The following is a 23759-nucleotide window of genomic DNA, read 5'->3' as shown; positions in this document are numbered from 1 at the left end:
GAAAGGGTGGCCGTGGCCTCTCTGCTCTCCCACGCTCCGCGCCCGCTGTTCCCCGCCCCGTCCGCCGCGCGCCGCCGCGTCCTCGCCCCGGCCGCCCTGCTGGCCTTGGGGGCTCTGGTCCTGACCGGGTGCTCCACCGGACCGGCGGGCGGGGAGTCCGGGAGCGGGTCCGCGTCCGCGGAGGGCGCCACCGGCGAGTTCCCGCGCACCGTGGAGCACGCGTTCGGCGAGACCACGATCGAGGAGGCCCCCGAGCGCGTGGCCACGGTGTCCTGGGTCAACCACGACGTCGCCACCGCCCTCGGCGTGGTCCCGGTCGGGGTGCCCGCCCTGGACTTCGGCGCCAACGAGAACGGCTCCACGGACTGGTTCGACGCCGCGCTCGAGGAGTCCGGCGCCGAGGCCCCGGAGACCTACGCCGAGACGGACGGCATCAACTTCGAGGCGATCGCCGCGCTCCAGCCGGACGTCATCCTGGGCGCCTACTCCGGGCTGACGCAGGAGGACTACGACAAGCTCTCCGAGATCGCGCCCGTGGTCGGCTTCCCTGAGGACGCCGTGGCCTACGGGACGTCCTGGCAGGACTCCACCGAGCTCATCGGCCAGGCCCTGGGCCGGGAGGAGCGGGCCGCCGAGGTCGTGGCGGACGTCGAGCAGCAGATCGAGGACGCCGCCGCCGAGCACCCGGAGCTCGAGGGCACGTCCTTCGTGTACGGCACGCTCGACCCGTCCGCGGCCGACCAGATCTTCGCCTACACCGCGGTGGACAACCGCCCCAAGTTCCTCGAGTCCCTCGGCATGGTCCAGTCCGAGGCGGTCGCGGAGGCCGCCGAGGGCAAGGAGGACGAGTTCTTCATCACCTGGTCCCCGGAGCGCGCCGACGAGCTCACCTCCGACGTCTTCGTCAGCTGGGCCGAGGACGACAGCGTGCGGGAGGCCATCGAGAGCGACCCCCTGCTCAGCCGCGTCCCCGCGGTCGAGAACGACGCCCTGGTGCTCCAGAGCGACCAGCAGGAGGTGCTCTCGGTGTCGGCCGCCTCCCCCCTGAGCATCCCGTGGGCGCTCGAGAACCTGCTGCCGGACATCGCCGAGGCCGCCGCGTCCGCCGGCGGCCGGTGAGACCGCGGTCCCGGTGAGCAGCACGAGCACGGCCTCCCCCGCCCGGGCCACCCGCCAGGTCCCCGGCACCGCGCAGCGGCGCCGGGGCCGCGCCCTGTCCGCGGCCGTGCTGCTGCTCGTCCTCGCCGCCGCGGCCTCCCTGTTCTGGGGGGCCCGCTCGGTGGACCCGGCCACCGTGGTCGCCGTGCTCACCGGCCTGCCCGCCGCGCTCCTGGAGGGCGGCTGGGCGCAGGTCTCCGCCGGCCTGGGCATCGACGCCGCCGTGGTGCAGAGCAGGATCCCCCGGACCCTGACCGCGGTGCTCGCGGGAGCGGCCCTGGCCGTGGCCGGCGCCGGCATGCAGGGGGTCAGCCGCAACCCGCTGGGCGACCCGGGGCTGCTCGGGCTGACCGCCGGCGCGGCGTGCGCCGTGGTCCTCGGGATCGGCTGGCTCGGCCTCGTGGCCACGTGGCAGCTCACCGCCCTGGCCCTCGCCGGCTCGGCCGTGGCCGCGGTGCTCGTCTTCGGCTCGTCCCGGCTCGGCGGCGGCGCCCCGACCCCCGCGGGCCTGGTCCTCTCCGGCGCGGCCGTGAACGCCGGCTTCACCGCACTGACCTCCTCCGTGGTGCTCATGCTGCCCGCGGTCCTGGACCGCTTCCGGTTCTGGAGCATCGGCTCGGTCGCCCGCGCCGAGACCACCGACCTCGCCGCCGTGGCGCCGCTCGTGCTGCTCGGCGTGCTCCTCGTGCTCGGCGGCTCCTCGGGGCTCAACGCCATGGCCCTGGGCGACGAGCTCGCCCACGGGCTGGGCGTGGACCTGGGCGTGCAGCGCGTCCTCGTCTTCGTGGGCGTGGTCCTGCTCTCCGGCTCGGCCACGGCGCTCGCGGGCCCCATCGCCTTCGTGGGCCTGCTCGTGCCCCACGCCGTGCGCCGCCTCCTCGGCGGCGACTACCGCTGGATCGTCCTGTTCAGCGTGGTCCTGGGCCCCGTGCTGCTCCTTGCGGCCGACGTCCTGGGCCGGGTGCTGACCCCGCCGCAGGAGATCCACGTGGGCGTCACCACCGTGGTGCTGGGCGTGCCCGTGCTGCTGGCGCTGCTGCGCCGGGGCCGGAGCGTGACGCTGTGACCGGCACCGTGCTCGCCCCCGCACCCGCCGCCCCCGCGGAGCCCGGCGCCGCCGAGCTCGTCCGGGGCGTCCGCCGCGTCCGGACCCGCCGCACCCGCCGGGCGGTCGCTCTGCTGGCCCTGGCGCTGCTCGCGGCCCTGGCCGTGCGCGTGCTGCTCGGGCGCTACACCGTGACGGTCCCCGACTTCTTCGCGATCCTCGCCGGGGAGCAGGTCCCCGGGGCGAGCTTCATCGTGCTGCAGGAGAAGCTGCCGCGCGCCGTGCTGGGCGCGCTCGCCGGGACCGCCCTCGGCTGCTCCGGCGCCCTGTTCCGCCGGGTGCTCCGCAACCCCCTGGCCAGCCCCGACATCCTGGGCATCACCTACGGCGCCGCGGCGGGAGCCGTGGCCGGCGCCGCGCTGTGGGGTCTGCGGGGCACGGCCGTGTCCTGGACCGCCCTGGCCGGGGCGCTGCTCGCCGCGGCCCTCATCGCCACCGCCTCCGTCCGACTGCGCACCGGCGGGATCGTGGGCGAGCGCTTCCTGCTCGCCGGCATCGGCGTGGCCGCGCTCGCCCAGGCCCTCACCGCGGCCCTGCTGGCACGGCTGTCCCTGAACTCCGCCCAGGACGCCGCCCTCTGGACCGCGGGCTCCCTCAACGCCGCCACGTGGGACCGGATCACGGTCCTCGGGGCGTGCCTGCTGCTGGCCGTGCCCGCGGCCGTGGCCGTGCACCGCGCGCTCGAGCCCGCCGAGCTCGGCCCGGAGCTGGCGGCCGGGCTCGGGGCGCGCCCGGCGCGCAGCCGGGCCCTCGCCCTGGGCCTGGGCGTGCTGCTGGCCGCCGTGGCCACCGCCGCGACTGGCCCGCTCGCCTTCGTGGCGCTCATGTCCACCCCCGTGGCCACCGCCCTGACCCGCGGACGGACCTCGATCGTGGCGTGCGCCCTCGTGGGCGCCGTGGTCGTGGTGGTCGCCGACGCCGTCGGCGCGGGCCTGGTGGCGCAGGTGCAGCTGCCGGCCGGTGTGGTCACTGGCGCCGTGGGCGCCCCCGTGATGCTGTGGCTGCTCGTGCGGCAGCGGAGAGGAGCCCTGGCATGAGCCCCGAGCTGCGCGACGACGTGCGCCCCGGCCTGCGCCCCGTGGAGGACCCCGGGGAGGACTCCGGGGCCGGCGTCCCCGCGTTCCGGATGCGCGGCCTGTCCCTGGGCTACCAGGACCACACCGTGGTGCGGGAGGTGGACCTCGACATCCCGCACGGGGCCACCACCGTGCTCATCGGCGCCAACGGCTGCGGCAAGACCACGCTGCTCAAGGGCCTGTCCCGGCAGCTGCGCCCGCTCGCCGGCACGCTCGAGGCGGACGGCCGCGGCGTGCGCGAGTGGCACGCCCGCCGGTACGCCCGCTCGGTCAGCCTCCTGCCACAGTCGCCGGTGGTCCCGGAGGGCCTGACCGTCGCCGAGCTCGTGGAGCGCGGACGGCACCCGCACCGCCGGTGGTGGGGCGCCCCCTCCCCCGACGACGACGCGGCCGTGGCCCGGGCGATGGAGCTCACCGAGCTCACGGCCCTGGCCGCGCGCCCCGTGGAGGAGCTCTCCGGCGGGCAGCGCCAGCGGGTCTGGATCGCCCTGACCCTGGCCCAGCGCGCCCGCACGATGCTCCTCGACGAGCCCACCTCGTACCTCGACCTGGCGCACCAGGTGGACCTGCTGGACATGCTCCGGGGGCTGGAGCACCCGGACGGGCCGGGCGCCGGCCGGGCCACCGTCGTCGCCGTCCTGCACGAGCTGAACCTGGCCGCGCGCGTGGCAGACCGGCTCGTGGCGATGGCCGCGGGACGGATCGTGGCCGTGGGCACGCCCGCCGAGGTGCTCACCCCCGAGCTGCTGGCCGAGGTCTTCGGGCTCCGGGCGGACGTCGCCCGGGACCCCGTGGGCGGCCGGCCCGTCGTCCTGCCCCGCGGGCGGGCCCGCGAGGGCTCCCACCCCGTACCGCCCGCCGCACCCGTGGCCCTGGAGCCCGCGCCCCGGGCCGCCGCCGAGATCGGAAGGACCCTGCCGTGACCGTCATCCCCACCCCCGAGGCCACCGGCGCCCGCGCGGACCCCGTGCTGTGCGTCGAGGCCGCCGTGACGTCCGTGACCCAGCTGTGCCCGTCCTTCCGCCGGATCACCCTGGCGGGCCCGGAGCTCGCCGGCCTGTCCCCCGCGCTCATCGGGGCCGGGGACCGGACCCGGTGCCGGGACGCCTACATCAAGCTGCTGGTCCCGCCCCCCGGCCGCGAGCCCGAGCGGGCGGACCTGTCCCTGGGACTGCGGGAGGGCTGGTTCGCCCGGCCCGCCGAGGAGCGCGGCTGGATGCGCACCTACACCGTGCGCGGCATCCGGCGCACCACGTTCTGCGGGATGGTGGTCCCGGAGCTCGTGATCGACGTGGTGGTGCACGGCGGGCACGCCCAGGACGGCCCGGGCAGCCGGTGGGCGGCCGCCGTGTCCCCCGGCGAGCGCGTGTACCTGCTCGGACCCGGCCCCCAGGAGCGGCCCTGGGCGGCGTGGGACCACGGCGGCGCCCAGCGCGTGCTCGCCGTCGGGGACGAGACCGCCGCCCCGGCCCTGATGTCCGTCGCGGAGGAGTTCACGGACGCCCACCACGGGCTGCCCGCGGGCGGGACCCGCCCCCGCCTCGACGTGGTGCTGGAGGTCCCGCACCCCGAGGACGTCGCCGCCCACTGCCTGCCCGCGGACCTGCCGGACGTCCGGCTGCACGTCCTGCCGCGCGCCGGGGGTGCCGAGCCGGCCGGGCACGGGCACAGGGCCGCGGTGCGCCTCGCGCGCCTGCTCGAGCTGCCCGGCGGAGCCGTGGACGACGTCCTGGCGGGCCGCCGCCCGCAGCGCGGCCGCGGGACGCCCGCCCTGGCGGTCGCGGAGAACGCCGCGGAGCCCCGGGCCTGGTCGGTGGCCGCCCCCGCGCGCGCCGACGCCCCCTACGTGTTCCTCGCCGGCGAGTCCGGCACCGTCAAGGCGCTGCGCCGGCTGTGCGTCGACGCCGCGGGCATCCCCAAGGAGCACGTCTCCTTCATGGGCTACTGGCGGCAGGGCCAGGCGGAGTCCTGAGCGGCCGCGCGCCGGGCCGCCGCCCTGCCGCCGGCGGCCGGAGCCGACGCCGAGGTCCTAGGTCTCAGCCCTCGCGGGCCACGGCCGCACGGGCCCGGCGCGCGCCGGCGGCGCGGGCCGTGAGCTCCTCCAGCGGGCCGCGCGGGAAGCGCCGCAGCCACAGGTGCGCGAAGACCAGCACGGCGGCGCACACCAGCAGCCAGCCGAGCACCGTGGCGGGCAGCCGGTGCTGGGCCGCGGCCACGGCCAGGCCCGCGCCCCAGCCGTAGAACAGCGCCGAGGCCAGGAGGTTCTGCAGCAGGTAGCAGCTCAGGGCGGTCCGGCCGACCTCCGCGAGCCTCCGTGCGGCCCAGGACGGCCGCTGTCCGGGGCGACGCACCCCGAGGTGCGCCACGAGGGCCAGCAGACCCAGCGCCACGACCGGGGCGGTGGTGTAGCGGGCGAGAAAGGCACCGGCCTGCCCGCCCAGGAGGTTCAGGCCGAGGTCCACGGGCAGGGCGGCCCCCAGGCCCAGGACCATGAGCCGCCGCCGCCACCGGTCCCCGTCCGGGACGAGGAGACCGGCCCGCCACAGGAACCGCCCGGCCAGGAACATGACCACCCCCAGCGCGAGGATCAGGACGGGTTCGGCGCGGAACAGGACGACGGCGTCCACCCGCAGCAGCACGAGCTCCCACCACGTGCCGTCGGCGTAGGGGTTCGGCCGGGCCAGGGCCTCGGCCGGGTCCCCGGCGGGGACGACGACGAGGACCGCCGTCAGCGCGCCGATCACCGCGACGTGCGCGGCGGCGCACGCCAGGACGACGCCGCGCTGCACCCGCTCCGAGGTGGTCACCAGCCACGCCACGACCATCCCCGTGAGCGCGTAGCCCATCAGGACGTCGAACTCGATGATCAGCAGGTAGTTGAGCAGCCCGTCCAGGAACAGGATCCCCGCCCGCACCCGGTAGGACCGGGGCCACGCGAGTCCGCGCCGCCGGGCGGAGGCGTGCTGGACGGCGAGGCCGATCCCGAAGAGGAGCATCAGCAGGCCCAGGAACTTGCCGTTGGCCGCGGCCATCAGCAGCGCCTGGGCAGCACGCGCTGCTCCGCCGGCGGTGCCGGCCAGCGGATCGGTCAGGTAGCCGAGGAAGCCGCCCTGGTGGCTGAAGATCCAGATGTTGGTGGCGAGCGTGCCGAGGATCGCGAGACCGCGGGCCACGTCGAGGGCCGCGATGCGGGAGGGGGCGGGAGCGGGCATGGGTCCACTCTGCCCGGCTCCGGCTCGCGGCGGATCCGCCCCGGGACGGAGCCTGGCGGGGCGCCGATCCGCCGTCGACCGGGCTGGGGGACGACGCGCCGCACGGCGGGCCGCGCCGGCTCAGGGGTGGAGGGCGTAGGCGCGGGAGACGCTCACCATGGACAGCAGCTGGATCGAGCTGGAGTAGTAGGACGTGAACTCGGTGCGGGCCGCCAGACAGCGGCCCAGGGCGTCGAGCCAGGCCTGGTCGCCGCCCCAGCGGGCACCCACGAGCAGGGGCGCGATGAACGCGAGGTCCTGGTAGCCCCCGCCCGGCAGGGTCGCTCCGTCCAGGGTGAAGCCGGAGGGCAGCCGGGCAGGATCACCGCCGCACTTCGTCCGCGCCCAGCCGGAGATGCGGGCCGCGGCGGCCCGGGCCTCCGGGTGCCGGGACGCCCCCAGTCGCAGCGGGACGCGGCACGAGTTGTAGTAGTAGTGCCGGTCGTGGCCGGATTCCAGGGTGTGGGCCGGGGCGGGGGCGATGGTTGAGGCGGAGCCCACGGTGAAGTCCGGGAGCAGGCCGGTGCGCGGAGCGTGGACCGACTGCAGGCGCCGGACCGCGGCCAGGTGCCGCCCCCAGAGGGCTGCCCAGCTCACGTCCCCCGTGGCGCGGTGGAACGCCCCGAAGTGCCCGATCATCCAGTCGCTCGGGCGCGAGACGTTCTGCCAGGCCCCGTTGGACCAGTCCCCGAGCTCGAGGAGCCCGGTGGTGGGGGAGATCAGGGAGCGCTTGATCGCGGCGATGCGGGCCAGGGCCAGCCGCCGGTAGTCGTACGTCCCCGCGGAGCCCCACCGCCGGTGCGCCATCAGCCACCCCATGGCGAGGTCCAGGTCGCCGTCGGTGGCGCTGTCCCGGCCGTGGTGGGAGACCATGCGGTCGTCCTGCTCGGCGGCGTGCAGGCCCGGGTCGATCCGGGAGGGGTGGTCCAGGACGTAGCGGGTGATCCCGTCGACGTAGCCGCGGGCCCGGGGGTCGAGGGGCGCCAGCTGGGCGCAGAGCATCAGCCCGTACCCCTGCCCCTCCGCGACGTAGGGATTGGTCCCGTTCTGGGCATCGGCACGGACGGCCCACCAGCCGCGGGCCGCGTCGTGCCGCAGCAACGATGTCCAGCCGGCCCACAGCGTGCGGACCGCGGCGTCCAGCTGACGCTGGGTCGTGCTGCTCGGGCTGAGCGTGGTTCCTGCCTGTGCTGGGGTCGTCGGGGCGGCGACGGGTACGGTCGCGAGGGCGGCGCCCAGCGCGAGAAGGGTGCGGCGGTGCATGGGGGAACTCCCTGGGCCCGAGAGGGGGGTGGTGGGGGTGCGGGTGGGGGATCGTGACGAGGTCGGGGGCCACGTCACCGGGGGACCGTTCCGCGGGGGCCGTTCGGGGGACGGTCTCAGGCGCCAGTCAACCGGAGCCGCCCGGCGGGCGGGCGGCACCGGCGCCCTCCGGCGTGTCGGAGGGGCCAGGCGCCCCGCGCGGAGCCGTCGCGCAACCCGGCCTGCGGCGGCGTGCCCTGGACGGCGCCGGCAGGCCGCGCCCCGCTCAGGAGTCGCCGGCGCTCGCCGTGACGCGCAGGACGGCGTCGTCGTCGCCGTTCGAGGTGGTGACCCACAGCGCGCCCTCGTCGTCGAGGGTCAGCGAGCGCAGCCGGCCGTAGTCGTTCTCCAGCTCGGCCATGCGGGTCAGCCCGGTGACCGCGGTGTCCTCGACCCGGTAGACCCCCACGCCGGTGTTCTTCAGCTCCGCGACCGCCAGGGCGCCCTCCCACGCCCCCCACTGGTCCCCCTCGAGGAAGGCGGCCCCGCTGAGGGCGACCGTCGGGCGACCGGAGGACCACGCGGCCGGGAGCGAGTCCGGGAACTCCTCGAGATCGGTCATGGGCACGGACTCGTCGTAGCCGGGCGCCGGGTCCCACCCGTAGTTGGCGCCGGGCTCCAGGACGTTGATCTCGTCGTCGGTGCCGGGGCCGTGCTCCGCCGACCACACCGTGCCCGTCCCGGGCTGCACCGCCAGGCCCTGGACGTTGCGGTGGCCCAGGGTGTGGACGGCGGCCCCGGGCCCGTCCCGGTCGGCGAACGGGTTGTCCTCCGGGACCGTGCCGTCGGGGTGCAGCCGCAGCGTCTTGCCCCCGAGCGAGTCCGGGTCCTGCGGGTTCGCGCCCTGCGCGGCGTCCCCGGTGCCCACGAGGAGCGTGCCGTCCGGGAGGAAGCGCAGCCGGCAGCCGCTGTGCCGGCCGGAGCTGATGGGCAGGCCGTCGACGACCGTCCCGGTGCGCTCGGCCGCCGCGGCGCCCCCGTCGAGCCGCCAGCGGGTGACCCGCACGTCCTGCGGCCGGCCGTCCCCGGTGCGCGTCGCGTGGCACAGGAAGATCTCCCGGGTCCGCCCGAAGTCCGGGGAGACCTCCAGGCCCATCAGCCCGGCCTCGCTGCCCACGAACAGGTCGTCCAGGTCGGCCGCGACCTCCCGCGTGCCCTGCTCGTCGTGGGCCAGCAGCCGGCCGCCCCGCTCGGTGACCAGCACGGTGCCCTCCGGGGTGAGGGCCACGTCCCACGCGAGCTCGAGCTCGTCCACGACGACCTCGACGTCGAGGGCGGGGGCGTCCGCCGGGGCGCCCAGGCGCTCGCCGGTGGCCACGGTCCCGCCACCCTCCGGGGCGCAGGCGCTCAGCAGCAGCACGAACACGGACAGCGTGCTCACGATCCCCCCGCGGATGTCCATGGTGGCAATCTACTCCGGTCGACGCCGGGCCGGACCCGTAGGATCGGGGCATCCTGCCCCGGACGGGGCGCGGAGCGGATCGGAGGTGCGCCGGTGGACCACGCCCCGGCCGGTCGTGCCCGGCTGATCCTCCTGGGCGCCGTGGCGCCGGTCGTGTGGGGGACCACCTACGTGGTCACCACCGAGCTGCTGCCGCCGGACCGGCCCATGACCGCCTCCCTCCTGCGGGCCCTCCCCGCCGGGCTGCTGCTGCTCACCCTGACCCGGCAGCGGCCGCCGCGGGACTGGTGGGGACGGTTCGCGGTGCTCGCGCTGCTCAACTTCGGGGCGTTCTTCCCCCTGCTGTTCCTCGGCGCCTACCGCCTGCCGGGCGGTCTCGCCGCGGTCGTGGGCTCCGCCCAGCCCCTGGTCGCCGCGCTCCTGCTGCTGCTGGCCTTCCGGCAGCGCACGCCGCTGCCCCGGATGCTGTGGGCCCTCGCCGCGGTGGCGGGCGTGTCCGTGGCCGTGTTCGCCGGGACCGTCACCCTGGACGCCCTCGGGCTCGCCGCGGCCTTCGCCGGGACCGCGGTCATGGCCGCCGGGGTGGTCCTGACCCGCAGGTGGGGTCTGCCCGACGGCATGAGCGGGCTCGCGGCGACCGGCTGGCAGCTGACCCTCGGCGGTCTGATGATCGCCCCGCTCGTGCCCCTGCTGGACACCGGCGCCTTCGTCCTGGACCTGCCGGCCGTGCTCGGCTACGCCTGGCTGGCGCTGCCCGGCGGCGCCGTCGCCTACGCCGCGTGGTTCCACGCCGGACGGCGCGTGCCGTCCACGAGCCTGACCCTGCTGATCCCGCTGACCCCGGTGACGGCCGCGGTCCTGGGCCTCCTGCTGCTGGACGAGACGCTCACGGGCCTCCAGGCCGCGGGCTTCGGCCTGGCCCTCGTGGCGTCCCTGGCGGGACAGCTGCCGGGGCTGCCCCGCGCCGGGCTCCGCCGCGGGGACGCCGGCCGGTTCCGCCCGGGCGGCGGCGGTCCACGCCGCAGCGGCCGCGGAGCCCGTCACGGTTCTTCATGAGCTGCCGCCGGGCGTCCTGCCGGTCGATCGGCGGCGGCGGCCCGCGCCGGTTCGCACGCGGTCGGGAAAATCAAGGGGTGATCCGTGACCGGGGTCTCAGTAGGATGGGGCGAGGCCGCCGGATCTTCCTGATTTCCCTGGTGGCTGGGCCGGTGCGGGGGCGATCTCGTACCGGCCGCTTACTGCCCGCTCCGCAGCGGGCGCCTCCGGCTCAGCAGATCCGCTCCTCCGCGGGCAGCACGCCCTCGAGGAGATGAGCGGTGACCGTCTCGTCGATGCACCGGTTGCCGCTCACGTAGGATCCGTGCCCCTCGCCCACCCGGGTCAGCAGGTGCCCGCCCTCGAGCTGCGCGGCCAGCGCCTGCGACCACGCGTAGGGCGTGGCCGGGTCCCCCGTGCCGCCGACCACCAGGATGGGCCCGGCACCGGCGGCGTCGATCGGGGCGGGCACGCCGACGGGCTCGTGCGGCCAGGCCCCGCAGGTGACCTCGTCGTGGCTGAACCAGTCACCGAGGGTCGGGGACACCTCCTGCAGCTGCGCGTCCAGCGCCGCCATCGCGGCGGGGTCGTCGTCCTCGGGGAGGTCGAGGCAGTTGATCGCGATGTTCGCCGCGCTGGAGTTGGCGTAGGTGCCGTCGGGTCCCCGGCCGTACGCCAGATCCGCGAGGAGCATCAGGCCCGTCCCGTCCCCGTGCTCCGTGGCCAGCGTGAGGGACTGGGTCAGGAACCACCAGATGCGCGAGTCGTAGAGCGGCTTGATGAGCCCGCTGACGGCGTCGTTCACGGTGAGCGGCCGCCCGTCGGCGGTCGGCAGCGGCTGCACCTCGGTCTGCCGGAGCAGCGCCTCGATCTCGGCCATCCCCTTCTGGACGGTCCCCTCGAACGGGCACCCGTCCAGGGGCAGGCAGGACTCGACGTACACCCGGAGGGCACGTTCGAAGCCGGCGGCCTGGTCGAGGATCATCTCGGAGCCGTCGAGGGACGGATCCACCGCCGCGTCCAGCACGAACCGTCCCGTCCGCTCGGGGAAGAGGTCGGCGTACGTGGCGCCGAGCCGGGTGCCGTAGGAGTAGCCGAGGTAGTCGAGCTCGTCGTCGCCGAGTACCGCCCGCAGGATGTCCAGGTCCCGGGCGGCGCTGACCGTGTCGACCTCGCCGAGCAGCGGGCCGGTGTTCGCCGCGCACGCCGCGGCGAACCGTTCGGCCGCCGCGACGGCCTGGGCCAGGCCCTCCGGGGTGTCGGGGTCGATCGTGGTGGCCCGGCTCGCGTCCATCGCGGCGTCGTCGAGGCACTGCACCGCGGTGGAGCTGCCCACGCCCCGCGGGTCGAAGCCCACGATGTCGTAGGCGGCGCGGACTCGCGGGTCCAGACCCGCCGCCCACGCCTCGATCGAAGCCGTCCCGGAACCGCCCGGGCCGCCGAAGTTGACGAGCAGGGAGCCCTGCCGGGCGGCGGGGTCGGTGCTCGGCACCCGGGTGACCGCCAGCTGGATCTGCCCTGCGGCCGGGTTCTCGTGGTCGAGCGGCACCTGCACCAGGGCGCACTGCGCCGCCGCCCCGCACGGGGTCCAGGCCGGCTGCTGGGCGTAGAACTCCTCGAGCCCGGGCGGCACCTGGGCGGTGACGAGGACGCCGGGCGCCGGTGCGGCGACCGTGGCCGTCCCGGCCGCCGGAGCGGTCGCCAGGAGCACGGCCAGGGCCAGCGCGGAGCCCGCTCGGCGCGTGCGCCAGCGCCTCCGATCGCGGGCACCGGGGCCGGAGTCGGGGCGGTGGTCGTTCTCGGGAGCACGCATGGCTCACCACTGCTTTCGGTCGGACCGGCCGGACGCCGGTGCGCGAGCACGAGCGCGGACGCGCACGTCATGACCCCTGCCACCGGCCTCGCGGTCCGCCAGGCCCTCGGACGCCCCCGCGCCCCGCAGCCTCCGCACCCCACCGCCGTGCCACCAGGGGCTTCAGGCTAGGATCGCGCCGATCGGGCGGTCAAGGATGTGTCGTGGCGCGAAGACCGCCCGGGCCGCCCCGCGCCCCGGGCGGGCGGAGGACCACGGCGGACAGCAGCCCGCCCGCCGCGAGCAGGCCCGCGCACAGCGCCATGACCACGGGGAACCCCGCACGGAGCCGGGCCGGGTCGGTGAGACCGGTCTCCCCGAGCCCGCCCACCAGCGGGATCGCCGCGACCGCGAGCAGGCCCGCCGTGCGCGCCACGGCGTTGTTGACCCCGCTGGCCAGCCCGGCCTGCTCCGTGGGCAGCGCGCCGAGGACCGTGGCGGTCAGCGGCGTGACCAGGAGGGTCAGCCCGGCGCCGAACACCGCGGCCGGGAGCAGCACCTCCAGGAGGTAGTGCGCCCCGGGCCCGGCCCGGCCCAGCAGGAGCACCCCGAGCCCGGCGACCAGCGGCCCGACCGTCATCGGCAGTCGCGAACCCACCCGGTGCACCAGGGCCCCGGCGGACGGCGAGAGCAGCAGCATCAGGACGGTGACGGGCAGCAGGGACAGCCCGGCGGCCACGGGCGAGAACCCGGCCCCCACCTGGAGGGCGACGACGAGGACGAAGAAGACCGCGCCCAGGCCGGCGTAGACCACGAAGGTGATGAGGTTCGCCGCCACGAACAGGCGCTGCCGCAACAGTGCGGGCGGCAGCAGCGGGGACCTCGCACGCCGCTCCCGGAGCAGGAACGCCGCCAGCAGGACGGCCCCGGCCGCGAGCGCCCCGCCCGCCGCCGGCACCGACGGCTCCTCGCCGGACGCGGTGGTCAGCCCGAGCGTCAGCGCCCCGAGACCGGCCACCAGCAGCGCCGCGCCGGGCACGTCCAGCTGCGGGCACGCCGCCGGGTTCCTCGACTCGGGGACGTGCCGGCGGGCGATCAGCGCCACGGCGAGCGCCACCGGGAGGTTGACCAGGAACACCCACCGCCACGAGGTGGTCTGGACGAGCCAGCCGCCCGCGAACGGCCCCACGGCGGAGGCCACCCCCGTGAGCCCCGACCAGGCGCCGATGGCGCGGGCGCGGTGCTCCGGGGCGAAGGAGGCCTGCAGGATCGCGAGCGCGGTCGGCACCAGGAGGGCGCCGCCGACCCCCTGGACGGCCCGCGCGGCGACGAGGACGGTGACGTCCGGGGCCAGGCCGCACAGCGCGGAGGCCCCGGCGAAGCAGCCGACGCCGATCAGGAAGATCCGGCGCCGGCCGTACCGGTCCCCCAGCGAGCCGCCGAGCAGGACCAGGGCGGCCAGGGTCAGCGTGTACCCGTTGACCACCCAGGTCAGACCGGTGCTCCCCGCACCCAGATCGGCGGCGACGGACGGCAGGGCGATGCTCACCACCGTCGTGTCGATGAACGTCAGGGCCGAGCCGAGCACGGTGGCGGCCAGCACCCACCGGGCCCGCCGCTCGCCCCAGGCCAGCGGCTCGGACGGAGGGCCGTCGCCGGAGGATCGCACCATGGGCAGCTCGTTCCTCCTCGGTACCGGGGTCGGTCCCGGGGTCCGGCACGGGGTCGGGCACGGGGCCCCGCCGGAGCACCCCCGCGCCGTCACCGGATCGTTCCCGCCCAGTGTCCCACCGGGAGGACCCCCCGGTCCCGTGCCCGCGGCCCGGACACCCTGGACGGACCGCCCGGTGGGGCAGCACACTGGGGCGCAGGAGGCCACCATGACCCACGTCGCGTTCCCCGAGATGCCCTACGAGTCCTGGCGGGACACCCTGGACACCCTCCACCGGTTCGCGCAGGTGGTCGGCAAGGTGCGGCTGGCGTCCGCGCCGCGGCGCAACCACTGGTGGAACGTGCCGTTCCACCTGACCGGCCGCGGCATCACCACCCGGCCGATGGGACGGGACCCGGTCTTCGCCGTCGACCTCGACCTCCTGGACCACCGCCTCGACGTGAGCACCGCCGCCGGGGCCCGGCACTCCTTCGCCCTGCCGGGGCTGTCCGTCGCCGAGTTCCACGCCCGGGTCCTGCACGCCCTGGAGGCGGTGGGGGTGGAGGTGACGATCGCCCGTCCCCACCCGTTCGACCTGCCCGACTCCGGGCGCCCATTCGGCGCCGACACCGAGCACGCCGCCTACGACACCGCCGCCGTCACCCGCTACTGGCAGGTCCTCGGCCAGGTGAACCTGCTGCTGGAGGAGTTCGCGGCCGGCTGGTCCGGGAAGACCAGCCCCGTGCACCACTTCTGGCACACGTTCGACATCGCCGTGACCCGCTTCGCGGACCGCTTCGTGGATCCCCCGCCCGGCACGGACCCGGTCACCCGGGAGGCCTACTCCCGGGAGGTCATCAGCTCCGGGTTCTGGTTCGGGGACCCCTCGTTCCCGGAACCGGCCTTCTACTCCTACACCGCCCCGGAGCCCGACGGGCTGGCCGGTGAGCCCCTGCGGCCGGCCGCCGCGTCCTGGCGCGAGCGCGGCGGCAGCCACCTCGCGGTCCTGCGCTACGACGACGTGCGGGCGCTGCCCGATCCGCACGGCGCCGTCCTGGAGTTCTGGGACAGCGCCTACCGGGCGGGGGCGCGCCGCAGCGCCTGGGACTTCGCCCGCTACGACTGCCCGCAGGGCGTCACCGACCCCCTGCGCTGAGCCGGGCTCAGCCGCTCTGCCGGGCCTGCCGCTCGGGGTCGAAGAACTTCCCGAGCACCACGGTGTCCTGGACGGCGTAGCCCATCCGCTCGTAGAACTCCCGGGTCCCCGTGTTCGTGCTGCGCACCATGAGCTGCATCTTCGGGATGCCGCGCCCGGCCACCCACCCCTCGGCGGCGGCCATCAGCTCGCGGCCCAGCCCCTGGCCCCGGCGGGACGGGCGCACGGCCACGTAGTACACCCACCCCCGGTGGCCGTCGTGGCCCACCATGGCGGTGCCGGCGAGACGCCCCTCCTCGACGGCGGCCAGGACGGTGGAGGCCGGGCCGGCGAGCGCCCGGTCCAGGTCCGCCCGCGGATCGTTCCAGGGGCGGGTCAGCCCCGCCCCCTCCCACAGGGACACGGCGTCCTCGTGCAGGTGCTCCGGCAGTCGTTCGACGATCACACGGCCTCCTTCGGTCGGCCCATGCTCTCACGGGCGCCGATTCTCGTCCTGCGATAACGGCTCTGGCCCGCGGACGTGCGCTGGCTCACACTCTGAGACACACCCGTCACCGCCGACGAGGAGGAGACCCATGGTCTATCCCGCGAAGTACTCCGCTCTCAACGCCCTCGCCCTGACGGACGAGGCGAAGCGCACCCTCACCCGCGTCATCCGGGTGGCGTTCCCCCACCCCCGGATCCCCGACGGCCCGTACGAACGGATGGCGGAGAAGATCGCCGCCGAGGCCGAGGACTCCACGTGGTTCCGGATGGCCCTGACCCAGGGGCTGCTGACCCTGAACTCGCTCAGCGACGCACCGTTCGTGGAGCTGTCCGACGACGCCGCGCTGAAGGTGCTCAAGCGGATCGCCGACCTGGAGTTCTTCGGCTTCATCCGCCGCACCACCGTGCTGCACCTCTACGACGACCACGAGGTGTGGGAGGCCCTGGGCTACGAGGGCGAGTCCTTCTCGAAGGGCGGCTACCTGCACCGCGGCTTCGACGACCTCGACTGGCTGCCCGACCCGCGCGTCGAGGAGTCCGAGGAGGAGCTGGCCGAGTGCGGGCCCCTCGGCTACCCGGTGGCGACCGCGGCCCCCAAGGAGGGGTGGAACCTGGACCAGCAGGGCGCCTCCGAGACCACCGAGCAGCCCTTCAGCGACCTCTTCAAGGGGTCGGACGTCATCGAGCACGGGGAGACCGCATGACCACCACGCCCCAGGACCAGCAGCGCGCCGCACGGATCGAGCTCGACGACGACTCCGCCGTCGTCGTCATCGGCTCCGGAGCCGGCGGAGGCACCCTCGCCCACGAGCTCACGGAGAAGGGCGTCAAGGTGGTGCTCCTCGAGGCCGGGCCGCACCTGACCAGTGCGGACTGGGTCAACGACGAGTGGGAGGCCTTCCACCAGATGGCCTGGCTCGACCCGCGCACCACCACGGGGTCGTGGCGGATCGCCCGGGACTTCCCCAACCTCCCGGCGTGGATCGTCAAGGCCGTCGGCGGGACCACCACCCACTGGTCCGGAGCCACGCCCCGGTTCAAGGCCCACGAGTTCCGCACGCGCAGCGTCTACGGGCGCGTCGACGGCGCCAACCTCCTGGACTGGCCGATCGGCCTGGAGGACCTCGCCCCGTACTACGACCGGGCCGAGCAGAAGATCGGCAGCACCCACCGCCACGGCCGGCCGCCGCTGCCCGCGAACAACAACTACAAGGTGCTCGCCGCGGGCGCGCAGAAGCTCGGCTACCGGCACTACGCGACCGGCCCCTACGGGACCAACGCGGAGCCCTACGACGGGCGGCCGGCCTCCGTCCAGGACGGGTTCAACTTCCAGGGCGACAAGAACCGCTCGAAGTGGTCCACGCTCGTCTCGGAGATCCCCAAGGCCCTGCGCACCGGGAACCTCGACCTGCGCCCGGACTGCCACGCCGTGCAGATCACCCACACGGAGAAGGGCCTGGTCGACAGCGTGCTCTACGTCGACGGCGAGGGCCGGGTCCAGCGGCAGCGGGCACGGCTGGTGGCGGTGGCGTGCAACGCGATCGAGACGCCCCGGCTGCTCATGCTCTCCGGCTCCCCACTGTTCCCGGACGGGCTCGCGAACTCCTCCGGGCAGCTGGGCCGCAACTACATGCGGCACACCACGGGCTCGATCTACGCGCAGTTCGACCGGCCGGTGCACATGTACCGGGGCGAGACGATGGCCGGGCTCGTGGCGGACGAGTCCCGGCACGACGTCGACCGCGGCTTCGCCGGGGGCTACTACATGGAGACGATCTCCCTGGGCCCCGCCTTCCTCGCCAGCTTCGTGGACCCCGGCTCCTGGGGGCCGGAGTTCACGGCCCTGCTGGACGGCTACGACAACACCGCCGGTTTGTGGGTGGTGGGCGAGGACATGCCGCAGGAGAGCAACCGGGTGACCCTCAACTCCTCCGTGACGGACCACCTGGGGCTGCCCGTGCCCAACGTGCACTTCGACGACCACCCGAACGACGTGGCGATGCGCAACCACGGCTACCAGCAGGCGTCCCTGCTCTACGAGTCCGTGGGCGCGACCTCCGTGCACCACACCCCGCCCTACCCGTCGACGCACAACATGGGCACGGCCCGGATGAGCGAGCGCCCCGAGGACGGGGTGACCAACGCGTTCGGCCAGACCCACGACGTGCCGAACCTGTTCGTCGCGGACGGCTCGCTGTTCACGACCGGCGCGGCGGCGAACCCGACGCTGACGATCGTGGCCCTGGCCACCCGGCAGGCGGACTACATCGCCGAGCAGCTGGCGGGACGCCACCTGTAGCCGCCGGACGTGGAGGGCTGCTCAGCCGGTCGCGGACCGGACCGGGCAGCCCTCCGCGGCGCGCAGGGCCCGTCCCACCCGGTCCGCGGCGTCCCGCAGGACCGGCGCGATCGCCCGGTGCCGCCGCTCGAAGTCGGTGGGCCGCAGGGACACGGCCACGGAGCCCAGGGTGCGCCCGGCGGAGTCGACCACCGGCGCGGCCAGGCACGAGGCGCCGGGCACGAACTCCTCGCGCTCCACGGCGACGCCCTCCGCGCGCACCCGCCCGAGCTCGCGCCCCAGCTCGTCCGGCGTGGTGAGCGTGCGATCCGTCAGGGGGCGCATCCCGTGGCGGCCGAGGTAGTCCGCCACCTCGTCGTCGTCCATGCGGGAGAGCAGGATCTTGCCGAAGGCCGTGGCGTGCGCGCCGCCCGTGAAGCCGAAGTCCATGGGGTCGATGCGCGGCCGGCGCGGGGAGTCGACCACGTGCGCCACCACCACGGCGTCGCCGCGGTAGACCGCGAAGTACGCGGCGGCGTCGGCGCTCCCGTGCAGCTCCCGCACCGCGCGCTGCACGGTGGCGGGGGTCGCGACCTGCTGGCGCAGCGAGGCGTCGAGCGCGTGCAGCTTGTAGCCCAGGCCGTAGCGGCGCTGGTCCCGGAGGTGCACCACGTGCTCGGAGGCCACGAGCGTCTGCAGCAGCCGGTAGACCGAGGGCAGCGGCATCCCGAGCTCGGTGCTGATGTCCTTGGCCGTAGCGCCCCGGGGGTCCCGCGCGACCACGTCCAGGAGGGCGAAGGCTTTCTGGACGGAGGCCATGCCGGTGTCGCGTGTGGTCATGCCTCACATTGTGGCGTGCCGGGTTGCACATGCCAACAGCCCGGGAGCCTCGCTCCCGGGCCGGCGGCGCGCCGTCGGACGGTCAGCCGACCGTGAGCTCCCCCATCCGGTTCCAGCCCGAGGCGGAGATCTGCTCGCTGATGATCTGCGGGGTCTCCACGAGCGCCTGGGGCGCCTCCGCCGTGAACTTCCTGAAGTGGTCGCTGTTCACGTGCGGGCCCGCGCCGTCGTCCGCGAAGGCCTCGACGAGCACGAACTCGTGGGGGTCCTCCACGCTGCGGGACCAGTCGAACCACAGGTTGCCCGGCTCCGCGCGGGTGGCCTCGGTGAACTCCTTCGAGAACTCGACCCAGCGGTCGGCCCACTCCGGCTTCACCTTGAACTTGACGACGATGAAGATCATCCCTGCTCCCCTCTCGCGGACGTCCCGGTTCACCCCGGGACTCTCGGTGCCAGTGTCGCGGCCCGTGGAAGGGCCCGCCAAGGGAGGTTATCGCGGACCGATAACGACGGCGCCCGGCGCACCGTACGGTGGACCCATGACCGATCTGCACCGCACCCCGCCGACCGCGCCGGACACCGTGGACCTCGACGGGAGGACGTTCGTGGGCGTGTCCAACGCCGCCGACGGGGACGTCGGCTCCGACACGGTCTTCGACTACCACCAGCAGGACGACCTCGTGTGGGCCGAGTACGCGGGCGGCTCGGTGCGCCGGGGCTTCCTCGTCGGCACGCGCGCCGGGGACGGGCTGAGCTTCCGCTACTCGCACCTGGACCGTGCCGGGGAGACCGCCGGCGGGGCGTGCACGTCCCGCATCGAGGTGCTCGGGGACGGCAGGGTGCGCCTGCACGAGACCTGGGCCTGGGAGTCCCGGGCGGGCACGGGGCGCAGCGTGGTCGAGGAGGTCGGCCGCCGGCCCTGACGCCCCGGGCTGCGGGGGCCGCTCCCGGGGTGGGATCATGTCCCCATGAGCCGCAACCTCACCTCCGCCCTCGTGGACGACCTCCGGGCGCGCATCGTGGACGGGCGCATCTCCCCCGGTGAGCGCCTGCCCAGCGAGAGCACGCTGATCGCGGAGCACGGGGTCAGCCGCACGGTGGTGCGCGAGGCCGTCGCCCGGCTGCAGGCGGAGGGGCTCGTGCACACCCGGCGGGGCAGCGGCAGCTTCGTGCTGACCCCTCCGGCCGCGCCCGGCGGGACGAGCCGGCCGGTGCGGACCCTGCAGGACCGGCGCCGCCTGCTGGCCTTCCGCACCGGGGTCGAGTCCGAGGCCGCGGCGCTGGCGGCCACGGCCCGGGAGGAGCACCAGCTCGCCCGGATGGAGGACGCCCTGGCGCGGTCCGAGGAGGAGGTCGACAACCCGGCCGCGTCCCTGGAGAACGACTTCGAGTTCCACCGGACCGTGGCGGAGGCCAGCGGGAACCCGTACTACGTGGACGCCCTGACCGGCCTCGGGCCCGCCATGATCACCATGCCGCCGCGCCGGCTGGACGGCGCCCCCGGCGGCGGGCGCGCGGCCCGGGTCGCCGCCGAGCACCGGTCGGTCCTGGACGCGATCCGGGCCCGCGACCCGCTCGCCGCGTCGGCGGCGATGCGCGCGCACCTGGCGAACTCCCGGTGGCGGCTCGAGGCGGAGGCGGGCGACGGGCCGTCCGCAACCGCCCCGGGGAACGGCTGAGGCGGCCGTGACGACGCATGAGGTCCTCACCGGGGTCCGCCTGTCCCCGGTGCAGATGCTGCGGGCCCTGCGGGACCAGCCCGGGCTGGTGGGGCTGTTCGGCGACTGGTCCGACGGCGACACCGTGATCGGCGTGCGGCCACTCCGGGTGCTGGGCGCCGGCGAGGACCCCTTCGCGGCCCTGGACGCCCGGGCCCCGATTCCGGGCACCCCGCTGCCGGGCGCCGCCCAGGAGGGGGATCCCCCGCTGGACGACCCCCAGGAGGCGGCCTTCGGCGGCGGCTGGATCGGCTACCTCGGCTACCAGCTGGCCCGGCGCCTCGAGCGGCTCCCCGCCGCCCCGCCGCGCCCCGCGCGGCTGCCGGACCACCACCTCGGCTACTACGACCACGTCCTGCGCCACCGCGCCGCGGACGGCGCCTGGGTGCTCGAGTGGCTGCCGGGCACGGACCCGACCCGGGTGGCGGCCGCGCGGAAGCTCGCCCGCACGGCGCCGGACGCCCCGCACGCCCCGGTGCCCTACCGGTGCGGGCCCTTCACCGCCGACGCCTCGGCCGCCGCGCACGCCGCCGCCGTGACCGCGGTGCTGGGCCACATCCGCGACGGCGACGTCTTCCAGACCAACGTCTGCCGCGGTCTCGAGGCCGGTTTCCGGGGCGACCCGCTGGACCTGTTCTGCGCCGGCCAGGAGGCCCTGGCCCCGCGCTTCGCCGCGTTCCTGCGCCTCCCGGAGGGGGCCGCGGTGGCGAGCCTGTCCCCGGAGCTGTTCCTGCGCCGCACCGGGCGCACGGTCCTGACGTCCCCGATCAAGGGCACCGCACCGGCCGCGAGCGACCCCGCGGCGCTGCACGCCTCGGCGAAGAACCGGGCGGAGAACGTCATGATCGTGGACCTGATGCGCAACGACCTCTCCCGGGCGTGCGTGCCCGGGTCGGTGCGCGCCCCCGCCGCACCCCGGGTCGAGCCGCACACCGGGGTCCACCACCTGGTGGCGGACGTGCACGGGCGGCTGCCCGCGGGGCTGGGGGACGGGGCGCTGCTGCGGGCCACGTTCCCCCCGGGGTCCTGCACGGGTGCGCCCAAGATCCGGGCCATGGAGATCGTCAACGCGCTCGAGCCCGCGGCCCGCGAGGTCTACACGGGGGCGATCGGCCGCGCGGGCCCGGCCGGTCTGGTGCTCAACGTGGCGATCCGCACCTTCGAGTTCACCGGCGACCGGGTCCGGCTGGGGGTGGGCGGCGGGATCGTGGCCGACTCCGACCCCGCGGACGAGTCGCACGAGACGCTCGTGAAGGCGGTGCCCCTGCTCGACGCCGTCGGGGCCGTGCTGGACGAGGACCTCCGGCGGGACTGGGACGGGCACCGGCCCGCGACCGTGCTCGAGCTCCTCCCGGCCCTGCCGGTCCTCCCGCCGGCCCGGGATGAGGGGGTGTTCACCACGCTGCTCGTGCGCGAGGGCGCGCCCGTGGACCTCGAGGCCCACCTCGCCCGGCTCGGCGCCAGCTGCCTCGCCTGCTGCGGCGCGGCCCTGCCCGCGGGCGTCCGCGGCGAGGTGCTGGACCGGGCCGCCGCGCTGCCCGGTCCGCACCGGCTGCGGATCACGGCCGTGCCCGCCCCGGGGGAAGCCGTGACCGTGACGGTCACCGCCACGGCCCTCCCCCCGGAGCCGGTGCCGCCGTGGCGGCTCGTCCCCGTCCGGCTGCCCGGCGGCCTCGGGGGGCACAAGTGGGCGGACCGCCGGGTGCTCGCCCACGAGCCGGTCCCGGGGCTGTGGTCGCGCAGCTGCGATCCGCTGCTCGTGGACGCGGACGGCACGCTCCTGGAGACGGGCAGGGCGAACGTCTTCGTCGTCGTCGACGGCGCCGTGCTCACCCCGCCCGCGGACGGCCGGATCCTGCCCGGGGTGGTGCGCGCCCGCGTGCTGGCGGCGCTGCGCGCCGCCGGCACGGACGTCCGCGAGCGCCCGGTGGCGTGGGCGGAGCTCGCCCGCGCCACCGAGGTGTTCGTGACCAACTCGGTGGCGGGCGTGCACCCCGTCGGGGCGGTCGACGGCCTCGGGCGGTGGGAGCCCGGGCCCGTGCTGCGCGCCCTCGGACCGCTCCTCGGCTAGCCCTTCGCCGAGGCGGTCCGCCACCCGCCGTGGTAGTCCTTGCGCACCACCTCGGAGTAGGGCACGGGGCTGACCACGGCCCGGACCTCGAGCTGCTCGTGCGGTTCCACGGTCGTCTTGCGGCTGCCGCCGTCCGGCTCGCCCCAAACCACCTTCAGCTCGGTGCCCTCGGGCACGTTCGGGTCGACGGTCGCCAGGGACAGGCCCTTGCGCTCGTTGTAGCTGTAGCCGGTGAACATGGACAGGCCCACCGTGCGGCCGTCGGCGTCGACCACCGCGTCGTAGTTGGACGAGCCGTAGTTGGCCAGGGGCAGGTCGAAGTACTTGTAGTCCGGGCCCTCGGTGTCGAAGAGGGAGGCGAAGATCTTTTGCATGTCCTCGGCGTTCCAGGCCAGGGTCGCCTTCCGGCGCTGGGTCGAGGGGTCGACCTGCTCCAGGGCGTCGCGGCCGATGAAGTCGTGGTCGAACTTCACGAAGGACCCGTAGCCCAGCTCCCACGGCGTGAGGTAGTAGTCCTCGATGTTCTCGGAGACGAAGCTGCCGGCGAGCGCGTTGGTGGCCTCGTAGCTGTCCGCCCCGAGCCACTTCCGGTAGTCCGCCGTGCCCTCCCCGGTGTATATCGCCGGCAGCGGGGACGGGATCCAGCCCGACTCGAGGGTGTTGGAGGGGTACGCCCGGGCGCCGACGGGCACGATGCCGAACTCGGCGCCGACCTCTAGGATCGTGGCCCGCACCTGGTCGTAGGACTCGTAGGGGCCCCAGATCTCCAGCCCGGGCTCCCCGGCCATGCCGTGGCGCAGGGTGCGCACCTGGGCGCCGCCCACGCTCATGCGGTCCATGGTGAAGAACTTCAGCTGCTCGAGCGGTCCGCCGTTGAGCTTCTCGATGATCTGCCACGCGCTGGGGCCCTGGATCTGGAAGCGCCAGTACTTCCGGACCACGGGCTTGCCCATCGGGCGGGACGGGGAGCGGCGGTCGACCTCGATGTCGACGTCGTAGCCGCCGGTCTCGCCGTGGTAGAGCAGCCAGTTGGCGGCCGGGGCGCGGCCCACGTAGACGTACTCGTCCTCCTCCTGGTGGAAGAGGATGCCGTCGCCGATGACGTGGCCGGCCGGGGTGGTGGGCACGTACTGCTTCGCCTTGTTCACGGGGAACGTCCGCGTGCTGTTGATCGCGGTGTCCGAGATCAGCCGCAGCGCGTCCTTGCCGCGGATGAAGAGGTTGTCCATGTGGTGGGACTGGTCGTAGAGCACGGCGGTCTCCCGCCACGCCTTCTGCTCGCTGCGCCAGTTGTGGAACTCGGGCGCGACCACGGGATAGACGTACGCGCCGATCTGCGAGTTGCGCAGCAGCTCGACGGTGCCGTTCGAGGCGTCGAGGACGTCCTGGAGAGTGCGGGGTGCCACGGTTGACTCCTTCTCTGCGGTGGTGCCCCGGC

General features: G+C 75.5%; 21 protein-coding genes. 12 read left to right on the top strand and 9 right to left on the bottom strand.

Annotated elements, in window-relative coordinates:
• Positions 1-6 precede the first annotated feature (6 nt).
• From RF647_RS16035 to RF647_RS16015, 5 genes are read left to right on the top strand one after another with little or no spacing between them, the layout of a single operon-like run.
• On the top strand, positions 7-1119 hold the full coding sequence (locus tag RF647_RS16035) for an iron-siderophore ABC transporter substrate-binding protein (RefSeq protein ID WP_368812602.1): 1113 nt from the start codon (positions 7-9) through the stop codon (positions 1117-1119).
• A 13-nt stretch (positions 1120-1132) separates the two neighbouring features.
• Positions 1133-2224, top strand: coding sequence for a FecCD family ABC transporter permease (locus RF647_RS16030; RefSeq protein ID WP_368812601.1), 1092 nt, complete (start codon positions 1133-1135; stop codon positions 2222-2224).
• The gene (locus RF647_RS16025) at positions 2221-3300 is read left to right on the top strand and encodes a FecCD family ABC transporter permease (RefSeq protein WP_368812600.1); all 1080 of its coding nucleotides are present in this window, start codon (positions 2221-2223) and stop codon (positions 3298-3300) included. Before RF647_RS16030 ends, RF647_RS16025 begins: the two co-directional genes overlap by 4 nt.
• Positions 3297-4262: an ABC transporter ATP-binding protein gene (locus tag RF647_RS16020; RefSeq protein WP_368812599.1), complete on the top strand. Its 966-nt coding sequence runs from the start codon at positions 3297-3299 to the stop codon at positions 4260-4262. Before RF647_RS16025 ends, RF647_RS16020 begins: the two co-directional genes overlap by 4 nt.
• Positions 4259-5311, top strand: coding sequence for a siderophore-interacting protein (locus RF647_RS16015; protein WP_368812598.1), 1053 nt, complete (start codon positions 4259-4261; stop codon positions 5309-5311). The genes RF647_RS16020 and RF647_RS16015 overlap by 4 nt, the downstream gene beginning before the upstream one ends.
• A 64-nt stretch (positions 5312-5375) precedes the next feature.
• Here RF647_RS16015 and RF647_RS16010 read toward each other — a convergent pair whose 3' ends face one another.
• From RF647_RS16010 to RF647_RS16000, 3 genes are all read right to left on the bottom strand, one after another.
• Positions 5376-6551 carry a DUF418 domain-containing protein gene (locus tag RF647_RS16010; protein ID WP_368812597.1) on the bottom strand — a complete coding sequence of 392 codons (1176 nt, stop codon included), beginning with the start codon at positions 6549-6551 and terminating at the stop codon, positions 5376-5378.
• Positions 6552-6671: 120 nt separating this feature from the next.
• Positions 6672-7853 carry a glycosyl hydrolase family 8 gene (locus tag RF647_RS16005; RefSeq protein WP_368812596.1) on the bottom strand — a complete coding sequence of 394 codons (1182 nt, stop codon included), beginning with the start codon at positions 7851-7853 and terminating at the stop codon, positions 6672-6674.
• A 265-nt stretch (positions 7854-8118) separates the two neighbouring features.
• Complete coding sequence (locus RF647_RS16000) at positions 8119-9294, bottom strand: sorbosone dehydrogenase family protein (RefSeq protein WP_368812595.1); 1176 nt, start codon at positions 9292-9294, stop codon at positions 8119-8121.
• A gap of 93 nt (positions 9295-9387) precedes the next feature.
• On the opposite strand from RF647_RS16000, the gene RF647_RS15995 reads away from it, so the two are divergent.
• Positions 9388-10350 (top strand): DMT family transporter, encoded by a 963-nt coding sequence (locus RF647_RS15995; RefSeq protein ID WP_368812594.1) that lies wholly within the window; start codon positions 9388-9390, stop codon positions 10348-10350.
• Between the two features lie 211 nt (positions 10351-10561).
• Here the strand turns inward: RF647_RS15995 and RF647_RS15990 are convergent, their stop codons facing one another.
• Together RF647_RS15990 and RF647_RS15985 are read right to left on the bottom strand one after the other, a co-directional pair.
• The gene (locus RF647_RS15990) at positions 10562-12142 is read right to left on the bottom strand and encodes an alpha/beta hydrolase (RefSeq protein ID WP_368812593.1); all 1581 of its coding nucleotides are present in this window, start codon (positions 12140-12142) and stop codon (positions 10562-10564) included.
• 190 nt (positions 12143-12332) lie between these two features.
• Positions 12333-13793, bottom strand: coding sequence for an MFS transporter (locus RF647_RS15985; RefSeq protein ID WP_368812592.1), 1461 nt, complete (start codon positions 13791-13793; stop codon positions 12333-12335).
• A 208-nt stretch (positions 13794-14001) separates the two neighbouring features.
• Here RF647_RS15985 and RF647_RS15980 point away from each other — a divergent pair, with 208 nt between their 5' ends.
• Positions 14002-14928, top strand: a complete 927-nt coding sequence (locus RF647_RS15980) for a DUF5996 family protein (protein WP_095650270.1) — start codon at positions 14002-14004, stop codon at positions 14926-14928.
• 7 nt (positions 14929-14935) lie between these two features.
• On the opposite strand, the gene RF647_RS15975 is transcribed toward RF647_RS15980, so the two are convergent.
• Positions 14936-15373 carry a GNAT family acetyltransferase gene (locus RF647_RS15975; RefSeq protein ID WP_368812591.1) on the bottom strand — a complete coding sequence of 146 codons (438 nt, stop codon included), beginning with the start codon at positions 15371-15373 and terminating at the stop codon, positions 14936-14938.
• Positions 15374-15503: 130 nt separating this feature from the next.
• Between RF647_RS15975 and RF647_RS15970 the strand changes: the two genes are divergently transcribed.
• Together RF647_RS15970 and RF647_RS15965 are read left to right on the top strand one after the other, a co-directional pair.
• A complete protein-coding gene (locus RF647_RS15970; RefSeq protein WP_017834686.1) occupies positions 15504-16118 on the top strand; it encodes a hypothetical protein in 615 nt (204 codons plus the stop codon).
• The gene (locus RF647_RS15965; RefSeq protein WP_368812590.1) at positions 16115-17713 is read left to right on the top strand and encodes a GMC family oxidoreductase; all 1599 of its coding nucleotides are present in this window, start codon (positions 16115-16117) and stop codon (positions 17711-17713) included. Before RF647_RS15970 ends, RF647_RS15965 begins: the two co-directional genes overlap by 4 nt.
• 21 nt (positions 17714-17734) lie before the next feature.
• On the opposite strand, the gene RF647_RS15960 is transcribed toward RF647_RS15965, so the two are convergent.
• Together RF647_RS15960 and RF647_RS15955 are read right to left on the bottom strand one after the other, a co-directional pair.
• Positions 17735-18532 (bottom strand): IclR family transcriptional regulator, encoded by a 798-nt coding sequence (locus RF647_RS15960; protein WP_368812589.1) that lies wholly within the window; start codon positions 18530-18532, stop codon positions 17735-17737.
• Positions 18533-18614: 82 nt separating this feature from the next.
• Positions 18615-18935: a putative quinol monooxygenase gene (locus RF647_RS15955; RefSeq protein WP_368812588.1), complete on the bottom strand. Its 321-nt coding sequence runs from the start codon at positions 18933-18935 to the stop codon at positions 18615-18617.
• Positions 18936-19071: 136 nt separating this feature from the next.
• Here RF647_RS15955 and RF647_RS15950 point away from each other — a divergent pair, with 136 nt between their 5' ends.
• Genes RF647_RS15950 through RF647_RS15940 form a run of 3 tightly spaced genes read left to right on the top strand, consistent with a single transcriptional unit; the run spans position 19072 to position 22321 of the window.
• Positions 19072-19455 carry a hypothetical protein gene (locus RF647_RS15950; RefSeq protein WP_368812587.1) on the top strand — a complete coding sequence of 128 codons (384 nt, stop codon included), beginning with the start codon at positions 19072-19074 and terminating at the stop codon, positions 19453-19455.
• 45 nt (positions 19456-19500) lie between these two features.
• On the top strand, positions 19501-20211 hold the full coding sequence (locus tag RF647_RS15945) for a FadR/GntR family transcriptional regulator (RefSeq protein ID WP_095650268.1): 711 nt from the start codon (positions 19501-19503) through the stop codon (positions 20209-20211).
• A 7-nt stretch (positions 20212-20218) separates the two neighbouring features.
• Positions 20219-22321: a bifunctional anthranilate synthase component I family protein/class IV aminotransferase gene (locus RF647_RS15940; RefSeq protein ID WP_368812586.1), complete on the top strand. Its 2103-nt coding sequence runs from the start codon at positions 20219-20221 to the stop codon at positions 22319-22321.
• Here RF647_RS15940 and RF647_RS15935 read toward each other — a convergent pair.
• Complete coding sequence (locus RF647_RS15935) at positions 22318-23727, bottom strand: aminomethyl transferase family protein (protein WP_368812585.1); 1410 nt, start codon at positions 23725-23727, stop codon at positions 22318-22320. The two genes, RF647_RS15940 and RF647_RS15935, sit on opposite strands and share 4 nt — an antisense overlap.
• Positions 23728-23759 lie beyond the last annotated feature (32 nt).

Source organism: Kocuria sp. CPCC 205263 (assembly GCF_040981075.1).
Lineage (GTDB): Bacteria > Actinomycetota > Actinomycetes > Actinomycetales > Micrococcaceae > Kocuria > Kocuria rosea.
This window is presented reverse-complemented; position numbering and strand designations above follow the sequence as displayed.

Bases quoted from the DNA above. Each gene is read 5' to 3' on its own strand.
- RF647_RS16020 (WP_368812599.1), top strand. From the start codon at position 3,297: ATGAGCCCCGAGCTGCGCGACGACGTGCGCCCCGGCCTGCGCCCCGTG.
- RF647_RS16010 (WP_368812597.1), bottom strand. From the start codon at position 6,551: ATGCCCGCTCCCGCCCCCTCCCGCATCGCGGCCCTCGACGTGGCCCGC.
- RF647_RS16005 (WP_368812596.1), bottom strand. From the start codon at position 7,853: ATGCACCGCCGCACCCTTCTCGCGCTGGGCGCCGCCCTCGCGACCGTA.
- RF647_RS16000 (WP_368812595.1), bottom strand. From the start codon at position 9,294: ATGGACATCCGCGGGGGGATCGTGAGCACGCTGTCCGTGTTCGTGCTG.
- RF647_RS15990 (WP_368812593.1), bottom strand. From the start codon at position 12,142: ATGCGTGCTCCCGAGAACGACCACCGCCCCGACTCCGGCCCCGGTGCC.
- RF647_RS15985 (WP_368812592.1), bottom strand. From the start codon at position 13,793: ATGGTGCGATCCTCCGGCGACGGCCCTCCGTCCGAGCCGCTGGCCTGG.
- RF647_RS15980 (WP_095650270.1), top strand. From the start codon at position 14,002: ATGACCCACGTCGCGTTCCCCGAGATGCCCTACGAGTCCTGGCGGGAC.
- RF647_RS15970 (WP_017834686.1), top strand. From the start codon at position 15,504: ATGGTCTATCCCGCGAAGTACTCCGCTCTCAACGCCCTCGCCCTGACG.
- RF647_RS15965 (WP_368812590.1), top strand. From the start codon at position 16,115: ATGACCACCACGCCCCAGGACCAGCAGCGCGCCGCACGGATCGAGCTC.
- RF647_RS15960 (WP_368812589.1), bottom strand. From the start codon at position 18,532: ATGACCACACGCGACACCGGCATGGCCTCCGTCCAGAAAGCCTTCGCC.
- RF647_RS15955 (WP_368812588.1), bottom strand. From the start codon at position 18,935: ATGATCTTCATCGTCGTCAAGTTCAAGGTGAAGCCGGAGTGGGCCGAC.
- RF647_RS15950 (WP_368812587.1), top strand. From the start codon at position 19,072: ATGACCGATCTGCACCGCACCCCGCCGACCGCGCCGGACACCGTGGAC.
- RF647_RS15945 (WP_095650268.1), top strand. From the start codon at position 19,501: ATGAGCCGCAACCTCACCTCCGCCCTCGTGGACGACCTCCGGGCGCGC.